Annotated in this window: 11 protein-coding genes; 3 read left to right on the top strand and 8 right to left on the bottom strand. The window is 43.2% G+C overall.

All coding sequences use genetic code 11. The features are described 5' to 3' along the window. Positions 1 to 11: 11 nt before the first annotated feature. Entirely contained in the window at positions 12 to 2,375 is a 2,364-nt protein-coding gene (locus AB4298_RS02610; RefSeq protein WP_371985651.1) for a YgiQ family radical SAM protein, read from the bottom strand. A gap of 219 nt (positions 2,376 to 2,594) precedes the next feature. Continuing rightward, a complete protein-coding gene (locus tag AB4298_RS02605; protein WP_371985650.1) occupies positions 2,595 to 2,993 on the bottom strand; it encodes an MAPEG family protein in 399 nt (132 codons plus the stop codon). A 211-nt stretch (positions 2,994 to 3,204) separates the two neighbouring features. On the opposite strand from AB4298_RS02605, the gene AB4298_RS02600 reads away from it, so the two are divergent. Further along, positions 3,205 to 4,425 (top strand): threonine/serine exporter family protein, encoded by a 1,221-nt coding sequence (locus AB4298_RS02600; protein ID WP_371985649.1) that lies wholly within the window; start codon positions 3,205 to 3,207, stop codon positions 4,423 to 4,425. A gap of 180 nt (positions 4,426 to 4,605) precedes the next feature. Further along, the gene (locus AB4298_RS02595) at positions 4,606 to 6,252 is read left to right on the top strand and encodes a ShlB/FhaC/HecB family hemolysin secretion/activation protein (RefSeq protein ID WP_371985648.1); all 1,647 of its coding nucleotides are present in this window, start codon (positions 4,606 to 4,608) and stop codon (positions 6,250 to 6,252) included. Positions 6,253 to 6,318: 66 nt separating this feature from the next. On the opposite strand, the gene AB4298_RS02590 is transcribed toward AB4298_RS02595, so the two are convergent. From AB4298_RS02590 to AB4298_RS02565, 6 genes are all read right to left on the bottom strand, one after another. Next, positions 6,319 to 6,861 (bottom strand): outer membrane beta-barrel protein, encoded by a 543-nt coding sequence (locus AB4298_RS02590; RefSeq protein WP_249000033.1) that lies wholly within the window; start codon positions 6,859 to 6,861, stop codon positions 6,319 to 6,321. A 346-nt stretch (positions 6,862 to 7,207) separates the two neighbouring features. Then, the gene (locus tag AB4298_RS02585) at positions 7,208 to 7,627 is read right to left on the bottom strand and encodes a DUF6491 family protein (protein ID WP_249000032.1); all 420 of its coding nucleotides are present in this window, start codon (positions 7,625 to 7,627) and stop codon (positions 7,208 to 7,210) included. A gap of 128 nt (positions 7,628 to 7,755) precedes the next feature. Further along, positions 7,756 to 8,082, bottom strand: coding sequence for a DMT family transporter (locus AB4298_RS02580; protein WP_220778443.1), 327 nt, complete (start codon positions 8,080 to 8,082; stop codon positions 7,756 to 7,758). Positions 8,083 to 8,430: 348 nt separating this feature from the next. Continuing rightward, on the bottom strand, positions 8,431 to 9,270 hold the full coding sequence (fghA, locus tag AB4298_RS02575; protein ID WP_371985647.1) for an S-formylglutathione hydrolase: 840 nt from the start codon (positions 9,268 to 9,270) through the stop codon (positions 8,431 to 8,433). Positions 9,271 to 9,364: 94 nt separating this feature from the next. After that, complete coding sequence (locus AB4298_RS02570) at positions 9,365 to 10,495, bottom strand: S-(hydroxymethyl)glutathione dehydrogenase/class III alcohol dehydrogenase (RefSeq protein ID WP_259650819.1); 1,131 nt, start codon at positions 10,493 to 10,495, stop codon at positions 9,365 to 9,367. A gap of 235 nt (positions 10,496 to 10,730) precedes the next feature. Next, positions 10,731 to 10,997: a DksA/TraR family C4-type zinc finger protein gene (locus AB4298_RS02565; RefSeq protein ID WP_249000029.1), complete on the bottom strand. Its 267-nt coding sequence runs from the start codon at positions 10,995 to 10,997 to the stop codon at positions 10,731 to 10,733. A gap of 277 nt (positions 10,998 to 11,274) precedes the next feature. Between AB4298_RS02565 and AB4298_RS02560 the strand changes: the two genes are divergently transcribed. After that, complete coding sequence (locus tag AB4298_RS02560) at positions 11,275 to 12,150, top strand: LysR family transcriptional regulator (RefSeq protein WP_371985646.1); 876 nt, start codon at positions 11,275 to 11,277, stop codon at positions 12,148 to 12,150. Positions 12,151 to 12,375 lie beyond the last annotated feature (225 nt).

The raw sequence follows: 12,375 nt of genomic DNA, 5'->3' as shown, positions 1-12,375 counted from the left end.
TTACAAACGCTTTACCTTTGGTGTTTAGGCGTTGTACCCCAGGCATTCTTTTTAGGAGGACGTTTGCCTGCTTGGCCCGGCTTGCCCTGTCCAGACTTAGCTTGTCCGGATTGGCCATTCAGGCCTGACTTATTGCCACCAGCTTTACCGCCTGCCTTATTTGCGCCAGCTTTGTTAGCACCGGACTTGTTTTGCCCTGATTTATTTTGCCCTGACTTAGCGTCCTCTTTACGATCATCAAATTGATCGCCGGAGAAACGGGTAAAGGCTTTTTTACCTTTACCGTCATCTTTAGTATTCAGCTTCTTCTTATTACGAATCGCCTCACGCTCTTGGCGAGATTCTGCTGGCACTAAGCAATTTGGACCATTACCAATCAGCTTCTCTTTACCCATGGCAATTAGCGCTTCACGGATCAGCGGCCAGCCCTCTGCATCATGGTAACGCAGCAAAGCTTTATGCAGCTTACGCTGACGGCCTTTCTTAGGCACTGAAACTTCTTCACTGGTATGTTTAACGTTTTTCAGCGAGTTAAGCTCTGTGTGATAAATCGTGGTCGCATTTGCCATTGGCGATGGATAGAAGTTTTGCACTTGATCCAGCTTAAACTTCTCGCCTTTTAACCATAACGCCAGGTTCACCATATCTTCATTGGTCGTGCCCGGATGCGCCGAAATAAAGTAAGGGATCAAATACTGCTTCTTACCCGCCTCTTGTGAGTACTTATCGAAAAGCTCTTTAAACTTGTCGTAAGTGCCCATGCCCGGCTTCATCATCTTGTTGAGCGGACCTTCTTCGGTATGCTCTGGAGCAATTTTTAAGTAACCGCCAACATGGTGGGTTGCCAGCTCTTTCACGTAACGCGGATCTTCCGTGGCTAAGTCATAACGCACACCAGACGCAATCAGTACCTTTTTAATACCCGGTACGTCACGCGCTGCGCGGTACAGGTCAATAGTTGCTTGATGATCAGTGTCTAAATGGCCACAAATCGATGGGAACACACAAGATAAACGGCGACAGGTACTCTCGGCTTTTACGCTAGTACAGCCTAAACGATACATGTTGGCCGTAGGGCCACCCAAGTCAGAAATTACCCCGGTAAAGCCCGGCACTTTATCTTGAATATCTTTAATTTCTTTCACGATCGAGTCTTGCGAGCGACTCTGAATAATGCGTCCTTCATGCTCGGTAATAGAGCAGAACGAACAGCCACCAAAGCAACCGCGCATGATATTGATCGAGGTCTTAATCATGTCGTAAGCTGGAATTTTCTCTTTACCGTACGATGGATGCGGAACGCGCTGATAAGCAAGATCAAACACACCATCCATTTCATCGGTATTTAGTGGCCACGCAGGCGGGTTAACCCAAATCGCACGCTCAGCATGCTTTTGAAACAGCGCACGAGCACAGCCTGGGTTTTGCTCTTGGTGCAAAATACGTGATGCGTGGGCATAGAGATATTTATCTTCAGACACCTTCTCGTAACTAGGCAACAAGACATAGGTTTTTTCCCATGGCTTGGGTCTAGCTGGCTGAACACTAACCGCCTTTGGCGCGTCATTATCAAAAATCTTTTCATCCGTAGGCCCAGACAGGTTTTTACAACCTACGTCATCGGCGCCATACGGGTTTGGAATTGGATCGATCTTATGCAGCTGATCAATCTTACGCGAGTCCATACCCTTCCATTCAGGTAATGGCTTTTTACGAATGACTGTAGTACCGCGGATATTGTGTAATTCCGCTATTGGCTCACCTGCCGCTAAACGATGCGACAGTTCTACCAAAGGACGCTCGGCATTACCGTAAACTAAGATGTCGGCTTTAGCGTCTAAAATCACGCTGCGGCGCACTTTGTCAGACCAGTAATCGTAATGGGCAATGCGGCGTAAACTGGCTTCAATACCACCAATCACCACTGGTACTTGCTTAAAGGCTTCTTTACAGCGCTGGGTATACACGGTTACCGCGCGATCAGGACGTTTGCCACCGATATTGCCCGCGGTGTAAGCATCATCATGACGCATACGACGCTCAGCGGTATAACGGTTAATCATCGAGTCCATGTTACCGGCGGTCACACCAAAGTAGAGGTTAGGCTTACCTAACTTCATAAAGTCTTCTTTGTTTGACCAATCTGGCTGAGAAATAATCCCCACTCTGAAGCCTTGAGCTTCGAGCATGCGGCCAATCACCGCCATACCAAAGCTTGGATGATCCACGTAGGCATCGCCTGTGACGATAATGATGTCACAACTATCCCAGCCTAACTTGGCCATCTCTTTACGAGACATAGGCAAAAAAGGCGCTGGGCGCGTGAGCTCAGGGCGATACTTTGGAAAGGTAAATAACGTGGATTCTACTTGCATGGATTAGGCAGCCTAACTGAAATACAAAAATTACGCAGATATTGCGCCCCAATAGCTCTCACATCGGGGACGCGGAGTATAACAGGCTACGCCTGCAAGGTGTGACTAAAAAAGCATCAGATTGATGCTTTTTTTAGTATAGACCTTTATCCCATAATTTGGCTGTGGGTATTAATGGGCAGGGCTTTGAGGCTTTTTAGGCGTAATAAATACGGTAACCTAAAGCATCATAATAAACGAAAACAAGTTTACTAGGGCTAAACCAATAATCACCGCCCAAGTTAATAACATGCCCCAAAAACGGCCGATATGATAACCACCCTTTCCTTGGGTTAAACCTACAGCATGCAGTACGCGGGCAACCAACCAAATACAGCCAAACACATGCAATACTAGGTGATGGGTACCATTAGTTTCTGCAACTAGCAGCAACAACAAAGCAATCGGTGCATTTTCAAGTAAATTAGCATGCACTCTTTGGGCTAGCGTCAGCGACTCATTACCGGCATTACCTATGCCTATTTTGTGGGTACGTCTTAATTTAATTACTCGATAAGTTAGCGCAACGATAAGCAATGCAGTGAGGCTGATATACAGCCCTGATATAGCCAGTGACATGATTGTTTCCATTTAAATTGGTGTTTAACACCACAGCATTACAATTAACGAACATTATGTAAATAAATGGCAACTTTTTTGGCCCAAATAAGGTAAGATGCGCGGGTCAAATTATGGCGAATAAACGTCTGCGTCTAATACAACAATAACAACGCCCTAAACTACTGTTTAGATTAGATAAGAACTGTAATCACCTAAAGCGAACATGGTAGTGGATAATCAAGAATTTTTAGAAAAACGCCGCTTTATTATCAGACTTGGTAAAGCCCTGCATAAATTTGGCACACCGGCCTATCGTTTAGAAACTCACCTTCAGGGCGTATCTAATGTACTCGGTATTGAAGGTTATTTTTTAATTTCTCCTACCGCAATGACTTTTGTGTTGCAACATAATGAAGACCAAGAATATAACCACGTTGCTAGAGTAAAGCCTGGCGACTTAGATTTAGGTGCACTTGCTCGCACCGACGAGTTAGTTGAAGAACTCATGTCTGGCCAGCGCACCCTTCAAGAAGCACTTGAGCGTTTAGAAGAGATAGCCAATAAACCTAACCCATACGGTACTAAGCTAACTTTGCTAGCTTTTGGCACTTCAGCTGGTGCATTTGCCATGCTCATGGGCACTAGTTGGAACGATGTGTTTTGGTCTGGCATGTTAGGCCTGATGGTTTATGGTTTAGTCTACCGCGCGGAACGCTCAAAACGCATGGCAGAAATGCTCGAACCCCTTGCCGCCATTTTATGTGCCACTCTTGCCTACTGTATTGCACAAATCGATCCTTCGGTGAATATTCCTGTCATTATTCTATCGGGAATTATTATCTTTATTCCGGGCTTGGCCTTAACCCTAGGACTCGCTGAACTTGCGGCGCGTGACTTAATCTCCGGTACAGCAAGAGTGATGGACGCCTTTATGTTGCTGTTCAAACTCTACTTTGGTGTGATTTTGGGCATGGCAATTGGTAAAGCGCTATTTGGTGAAGTGACTTATTTACCTCCAGAATCCATACCCAAATGGGGAATATGGGCTGCTGTACCAATCCTTTCAACCGCACTAGTCATTATCTTTAAAGCGCGCTTAAAGGACTCTCCTTGGGGCATTATGGCCGGAATAGTGGCATTTTTCTCTGCTATGCTAGGTGGTATTTACTTTGGTGAGTCTATTGGGATTTTCTTTGGCGCTCTTGCCGTTGGGATCTACTCCAACTTGTTCGCTCGCTGGATGAAAGCGCCAGCTTCGATTGCGTTACTACAAGGCATTGTCATTTTGGTGCCTGGCAGTAAAACTTATATTGGCCTTAACACCTTAATTCTTGGTGAAACTATCTTTAACCAGTCACATTTGGGCATTCAAATCTTCTTAATCTTTATGTCGATTGTGGCTGGCTTAATCTTTGCCAACGTTGCCGTACCGCCGAGGCGCACCTTATAGCTGTTATAGCGATGAGCTAAATTGAAAAGAGCGCTTTAAGCGCTCTTTTCAATTCTAACATTTACTTTTTTGCTTAAGTAAAATCAGTGCGTTATTGCTTATCTAAACTATGCTTACCCTATAGAATACTTTTTCACCATCAGGTAAAAATAGGCACTAGTCAGGGAGGAAATCAGCATAATGAAGCGGGTTTGCAGTCTAATATTTGTTATTAGTTACAGCATCCATAGCGATGCGGCTTTTGCTGCTCCGAAAATACCTAAATCCACTAGTGATAAACTTGCCAGTTCACTAGAAAAAAAGCCCATCAAGAACATTGTTATAAAAAGTAACGATATCTTTGATCTCTCAGATCCTGAAACCTTCTTTATTCACCGCTGGGCTAACTACTTACATATTAATACTCGAGATAGTGTTATCCGCAATAAGCTCAGCTTTGGAGAAGGGCAAAGTGTAAGCCAAAAAGATCTTGATGAGATGCAACGTATTTTACGGGCAGAGCCTTATATACGCGATGCGAAAATAACTTACTCAGAACCAGCGCCCGATGCCGACCTAGCCGACGAAGGTCAAAATGTTTTAGTCGAGACTTGGGATAACTGGTCGTTACTACCGACATTTAACGCTAGCCGCAGCGGGGGCGAAAGTAAGTTCTCTGTCGGAATAAAAGAAGATAATTTATTTGGATATGGCGTTAGAACTCGATTTAAATACCAATCTAATGCCGACAGAACCGGTTATAAATTTGCGGTTGAGGCTCCGGTAAACTTTATCAAACACGCGACGATAGCAGCCGATTTTTACGATAATAGTGACGGTCATGCACAACATGTATATTTTGAAAAACCTTTCTATACCCTTGACGGTAATCACATGTATTCGGCTGAATATTTGAATGATTTACGTATCGACACCTTAAAGCAAAATGGCCAAGACATTAATGAATTTGAACACGCGGTTAGCTACAGCAATGCTCGGCTAGGCTGGTTAATAGATAAAGATGAGCAACAGCTGTCGCGGATCATTATGGGAATAACCCAAGATCGCCATGAATTTAACCATGTCGACAATTATCCGACTTCAGAGTTACCCCAAGATAGAGATTTTCTTTATCCATGGCTGGCCTACCAATACATTCAAGATGACTTTAAAGTCCTACAAAATATTCACCTGATAAATTATAACGAAGACTTTAATTTAGGTTGGCAGCATTTTATTAAGCTAGGCATCGAAACCCGCGATCTCAATGACGACTCACCTATTGGCTACCATTTCAATTGGCAATCGAGTCGCGGTTATCAAGCAGATGAGCAACTGCTCTTGCTAGAAATGGATGCTGAAGGCGTATTTGCCACCAGTCAAAAAGATTTCTACCAACTAAATCTGGCCGCAGAATATTTCTATCAACTCGCGCCCAAATGGACCGCATACTCAAAACTAAGATTAAGCACTTCAAAAAATAATTACTTAGACAGACCATTTGCACTTGGCGATGAAACTGGCATTCGCGGCTACCCTAACGATTACCAATACGGTGATAATCAATGGGCTTTTACCGCTGAGCTGCGTAACTACCCAAATATTGATCTTTACCAACTAGCAGAATTAGGCTGGGCGGTATTCACTGATATTGGCCAAGCATTTGGCGGTAACGATAACAACAACGCTATCTCATCACCTATTGGCAGTTTTGGTATTGGTGCTAGGGTATACTCTTCAAAATCCAGCTATGGCAATGTTGCCCATATTGATTTAAGCGTGCCCTTTACCTCTGGGCCAGAGGTAAATAGTTGGGAATGGCGTTTTCAGGTGAAAAATCATTTTTGATGATATGGGCACAATAGATAAATCGACTCCTTTCGATTCATCAGCCTGCAGCTCTATGATAGCGAGCTAGAACTTATAATCTAAGGTCAAATAGATTTGTTGGCTATTATCGATATCAATGGCGTTTTCACTGTAGTCCTGCGCTAAGTAGCGATAGCCTAAATCGGACGATAGATTTTCAGTCCATTTATATTGCACACCCGCTTGTCCACCATAGACAAAGTCAGTTGAGGCTCGTCCAGCAATCTTATTGTCATTCGCACCGGCACTCACACCGACAAATAGATTTACATCTTTATGTACAGGTATTAGATAATCATAAGAAAGCAACCAGCTGTATTGCTCTTGCTTGTAGTCAGTATTGGCATCAGAGAACTCATCTTCCATATAGCCAAAAGTACCGGTGATCCTGTGCTGCTGTTCAATCAAAACCCCGATACGACCTTGATATGACATATCTTCAGTATCATGGTTAACACCACCATCGACTTTATCCATCTGGTAGCCCACTGCTGCACCAGCAAAGAAATCGACTTCAACGGCTTGTACACTGCCAACCATCAAACCAGAACACAATACACTCACTAGAATTGTTTTTGCTTTCATCATCGACCTCACTCTCAATTTAAATTTTATCGCTTACCAGTTGTAAGTGATGTTGAGGCTAGATTAACGATTTAAAGCCGATGGAAAAACTAGCGATTGGCAGTCAGTTTGTATCGAAAAACATGACAGTAAACCAACGAGATTTGCAGAATCAACAGCTAAAGCTTATGCTAAAAAGAGATTTAAAATCAGCCTTAAGAGTATAAATTGGCAATTTTGAGCGGGAGTTAGTCAGCGTCTAAACTGTAAGGTGATTGTAATAAAAAGAACTTTAAAACGCTCCTTTAAGCTAATTCTGAAAGGTTGTAGTTCACAACTCTATGCCGACAACAGCAGCATTTTAATATCGCTATTTCTTATCGACAAAAGCCTCTATTTTGGCTTTAATCTCATTCTTCTGCTGTTTATCTTCTAGCTTATAAATACGTTTTATTTGCGACTTAATCATAGGATCTTGCACTGTCGAAACTGTATCAAAACCAGCGGTGACTTTCCCTAAACTTGAGGTCACTAATAAACCTTGAGCAAAATTAAAGTCATTCGAACCGCCATTCAAAATCAATAAGTAGCTTTGCCTAGGACGTGAATCAACAATAACAGAGTATTTATCAACACTTTCCCAGCCATCCATACGGAAATTATCAATCGAGTTAACTTGCTCAAGATCCGGGAAGGTATACATCGCATCACGCTCTTTATTGGCTTCGGTTGATGCACAACCGCTGAGCACCATAAGCACTATCACTAGCATCGTATTCAATAAACGCATAATTTATCTCCTGACAGTTTTACTTGAATGTAGCAGCTCGAACTTATTCCGCCAAAGTAATCTAAGCTCAATAGTAAGATCGCTCTAATCAATCAAATTATGCGAATGAAAAATACACCTCACAAGCATTAATGAGCATGCCCCTGTGAAAAGTTAATCATCATTACGCCAGCTGCTACCAGTACCATTCCGACCCAAGCCGTCATATCCAAATGTTCACGATAAAATAGTGCTGAGATTAATGTTACTGACACAATCGCTAAACCTGCCCATAAAGCATGTACCACACCAACTGGCATGCCCTTCATTGCTTGGCCTAAAAAAATAAACGCTGTGAGGTGACCTAAGATAACCAGTGCCGCAGGTAATGGCTTGCTAAAACCATCGGTGGCTTTTAATGCCACATGAGATAACACTTCCGCGACTACGCCCAATAAAAGAAAAATCCAGCTCATGCTATTACCTTGGTATTTGCTCTACAACGCCATGTTTGCAAAGAGGTTTAAATCAATACAGCTATTATATTCATCTGGCTAACATTGATAATCACCATAAAATACAAATGACTTTTACCCTTAGGTAATAATCTTTTTAAAGGCAATAAAAAAGCTGCCGTTACAGGCAGCTTTTAAGTCAGTATCTCAGCGCAGAATCGCGTATCCCTAATCGATGATTAGGTTACTTAGCCAAGTGCTCAGCATGAAAACGCAGGTGGTTTTCGATAAAGCTAATGATAGAGGGAAGTCATCGCCATTTGCTATCTATCCCTCTAAAATCAAACACTGTTCTAATCGATGACTAGTCTATTTAGCCAAATGCTCAGCATGAAAACGCAGGTGGTTTTCGATAAAGCTAGAGATGAAGTAATAACTATGATCGAAACCTTCTTGCATGTTGAGTGTTAACGGATAGCCGCTTACCTTAGCTGCAGCCTCTAGCACTTCAGGCTTTAGCTGCTCGATAAGAAAATCATCAGCCTCACCTTGATCAACTAAAGCAGGCACAAACTCAGTAGCTTGACGCATGAGTAAGCTAGCATCGTATTCAGCCCAAGTTGTGGTATCACGGCCTAAGTAAGCGGTGAATGCCTTTTTACCCCAAGGGCAATTAACTGGATTAACAATCGGGCTGAATGCTGATACAGACTGATAAGCCTGCGGATTGCGCATAGCAATCATTAATGCACCGTGACCGCCCATCGAGTGACCGGTAATAGAGCGTTTATCACTAACCGGGAACATAGATTCAATCAACTGTGGCAATTCATTTACCACATAGTCATACATACGGTAATGACGGTTCCATGGAGCTTGGGTCGCGTTAACGTAGAAACCAGCGCCCTTACCTAAATCGTAACCGGCATCGTCGGCAACATCGTCACCACGCGGGCTAGTATCAGGTGCGACAATCGCAATACCAAGCTCAGCAGCCATACGCTGTGCACCGGCTTTTTGCATAAAGTTTTCATCGGTACAGGTTAAGCCTGACAACCAATAAAGCACCGGTACTTTTTTACCATTTGACGCTTGAGGCGGTAAATAAACCGCAAATCGCATGGCGCAATTAAGGGTTGTAGACTGGTGGCTATATTGCTTATGCCAGCCGCCAAAGCTCTTATTTACACTGATATTTTCTACAGTCATGTAATACCGACTCCTAAAAACTTGTAACATCGAGAGTCATTAACCCTCTTAAAAAACAAGCGCCCGAAAGCGCTTGTTGTTTTGTACGACTTAATTACTTGTCGAAGTGGATAACAGTACGAATACTCTTACCTTCGTGCATTAGGTCAAATGCTTCGTTAACTTGCTCAAGACCCATGGTGTGAGTGATAAAGTCATTTAACTTGAACTCACCAGCCATGTAACGCTCGACGTATTCAGGTAGTTCAGAGCGGCCTTTAACGCCACCAAATGCACTGCCTTTCCAAACACGGCCAGTCACTAGTTGGAATGGACGAGTTGAGATCTCTTGCCCTGCACCCGCAACACCAATAACTACTGACTCACCCCAACCTTTATGGCAGCACTCTAGTGCGCTACGCATCACATGTACGTTACCGATACACTCGAATGAGTAATCTACGCCACCGTCAGTTAACTCAACAATCACGTCTTGGATTGGCTTGTCGTAATCTTTAGGGTTGATGCAATCAGTTGCACCCAACTTACGTGCTAGGTCGAACTTGCTTTCGTTAATGTCGATAGCGATGATGCGTGAAGCTTTAGCCATTGCCGCGCCGATAACCGCTGACAGACCAATACCACCCATACCGAAGATTGCAACCGTTGCACCCTCTTCTACTTTCGCGGTGTTCATTACCGCGCCCATACCGGTTGTTACACCACAACCTAGTAGACACACTTCTTCAAGTGGTGCTTCAGGGTTAACTTTCGCTAGAGAGATCTCAGGTAATACTGTGTACTCTGAGAAAGTTGATGTACCCATGTAATGGAAAATTTCAACGCCATCTTTAGAGAAACGTGTGGTGCCATCAGGCATCAAACCTTTACCTTGAGTTTCACGAATTTTTTGACAAAGGTTAGTCTTACCAGACTTACAGAATTTACATTCACCACACTCAGGAGTGTAAAGTGGGATAACGTGGTCACCAACTTGAACGCTAGTTACGCCCTCACCGATTGACTCAACAATACCACCGCCTTCATGACCAAGAATACAAGGGAAGATACCTTCAGGATCATCGCCTGATAATGTAAATGCGTCAGTGTGGCATACACCAGTGGCGATCATTTTAACGCGCACTTCACCTTTTTGTGGTGGCATTACATCTACGATTTCCATAGATAGTGGTTGACCAACGGCCCAAGCTACTGCGGCTTTTGATTTGATTGTTTGTGCTGTCATCTTGTATTCCTACTCTTAATAAACTTTATATACGGTGGTTCACCGCAGTGGGTATGGAAAGATTATAACTACCTGTTTGACATTGATAATCCCATCAATAGGTAATTTACCTTTACCATATGGTAATAATCTTTTAAAAATGGCTTCATTATTTACATGAAGCACTTTATGTGGCTCGAGCTAAACCCAAGCCGCTTAGTTAATTAATTGCGACTGATTTTCTATCGTGTAAGCATTAGCGCAGTTGGCTATCTTTACTACCACGACGATTAAATAGATGTTGTTTAGCCTGTTGGTTATCAATTTCATTTTGACAACTAATACAGAGCCGAACGCCTATAACTGCATTGCGTCTTGCCTCTGGGATCGGCTCACCACACTCTTCACAATGCAGCAAACTAATACCATTGCGTAGTCGACTTCTTGCCTCGGCTACTGCGTCCTCAACACTACTGTCAATTTGGTCTTGCACTGCACCATCTCTAGACCATCCACCCGCCATATTGATACCTCTGCATGACAATTGTGTTGCCCAATAAATGATAAGGAGAAATGATCCGTACAATTAGCAATCATTAACCTATAGTTGAAGTCTGCTCTTTAGTCGACATTGGCTGAAGATGCATGAGTGATTAAAGCGGATTATCTGTATCAATCAGCAGCACTCGACTCGATGGATGTATTATATTTATTTCAACAAGGATGATAATTGGCTAAATATGCAAATATCTTTTACCATACAGTAAAAATAGTTTATTCAATCCTTATAAGGAAATAGCATGTTTAATTGGGAGGGTGTCAGTGAGTTTGTTGCTGTAGCCGAAGCAGAAAGCTTTACTAAAGCATCGCAGCGATTAGGTATTTCGACAGCACAAGTCAGCCGCCAAATCAGTGCGCTGGAAACCAGACTCGCGTCTAAGCTTTTTCATCGAACCACCCGCAAAGTATCGGTTACAGAAGTAGGCCGCATCTATTATCAACATTGTCGCCAAGTATTAGATGGTTTAGAAGAGGCCGAGCGTGCGATTACCAATTTGCAGACCAGCCCACGTGGACTACTGAAGATCACCGCGCCTGTCACTTATGGTGAAATGACGATAGCACCATTAATTAATAACTTTGCAGCGCTCTACCCCGAGCTTGAGGTGAAGCTTAATCTCACTAATCAAAAGTTAGACTTAGTTGATGAAGGTTACGATCTGGCCATTCGACTTGGGCATCTAGAAGATTCCAGCATGATGGCCAAAAAGCTTAGCAGTCGTACCCAATATGTTTGTGCATCACCTAGCTATATATCTACTTATGGCATTCCACATTCATTATCAGAGCTTGATCAACACAACTGCTTAATTGGCACCATGGATTATTGGCGCTTTCAGGAGAATGGCAAAGCCCGTAATGTTCGGGTCAAAGGCAGCTTGAGCTGTAATAGTGGTCATGCATTAGTAGATGCGGCCATAAAAGGCATAGGCATAGTGCAGCTGCCAGATTATTACGTGCAGCCTTTTATTGAAGCAGGAGAGCTCACCCCATTGCTGGAACAGAACCGTCAACCTGAGGAAGGGATTTGGGCGCTGTATCCGCAAAATCGTCACCTTTCACCTAAGGTGCGTATGCTGTTAGATCATCTAACAGCAGGACTAAAGACCGCATAACTCGCAATAAACATGGCCTATAACACTCGTAATAGGCCATTTAAGACCCTGGCGAAGAAAGTTAAACAACATATCTATTAATAACCTATCTAGAACCCACCTTTTATTATTACCTATAGGTAAAAGTAATTTGCATTTTTAGCTAATTGTTCCAAATACGACGATAACTATAATAAGCGCCATCTAATAGCCCTGCACTCGGTCATACCTTTCGTATCCCCATTC

The organism is Shewanella sp. 10N.261.52.F9, from assembly GCF_041471165.1.
Taxonomy (GTDB): domain Bacteria; phylum Pseudomonadota; class Gammaproteobacteria; order Enterobacterales; family Shewanellaceae; genus Shewanella; species Shewanella marinintestina.
This window is presented reverse-complemented; position numbering and strand designations above follow the sequence as displayed.

Coding starts and splice junctions, on each gene's coding strand:
- AB4298_RS02610 (WP_371985651.1), bottom strand. CDS start 2,375: ATGCAAGTAGAATCCACGTTATTTACCTTTCCAAAGTATCGCCCTGAG.
- AB4298_RS02605 (WP_371985650.1), bottom strand. CDS start 2,993: ATGTCACTGGCTATATCAGGGCTGTATATCAGCCTCACTGCATTGCTT.
- AB4298_RS02595 (WP_371985648.1), top strand. CDS start 4,606: ATGAAGCGGGTTTGCAGTCTAATATTTGTTATTAGTTACAGCATCCAT.
- AB4298_RS02590 (WP_249000033.1), bottom strand. CDS start 6,861: ATGATGAAAGCAAAAACAATTCTAGTGAGTGTATTGTGTTCTGGTTTG.
- AB4298_RS02585 (WP_249000032.1), bottom strand. CDS start 7,627: ATGCGTTTATTGAATACGATGCTAGTGATAGTGCTTATGGTGCTCAGC.
- AB4298_RS02580 (WP_220778443.1), bottom strand. CDS start 8,082: ATGAGCTGGATTTTTCTTTTATTGGGCGTAGTCGCGGAAGTGTTATCT.
- fghA (WP_371985647.1), bottom strand. CDS start 9,270: ATGACTGTAGAAAATATCAGTGTAAATAAGAGCTTTGGCGGCTGGCAT.
- AB4298_RS02570 (WP_259650819.1), bottom strand. CDS start 10,495: ATGACAGCACAAACAATCAAATCAAAAGCCGCAGTAGCTTGGGCCGTT.
- AB4298_RS02565 (WP_249000029.1), bottom strand. CDS start 10,997: ATGGCGGGTGGATGGTCTAGAGATGGTGCAGTGCAAGACCAAATTGAC.
- AB4298_RS02560 (WP_371985646.1), top strand. CDS start 11,275: ATGTTTAATTGGGAGGGTGTCAGTGAGTTTGTTGCTGTAGCCGAAGCA.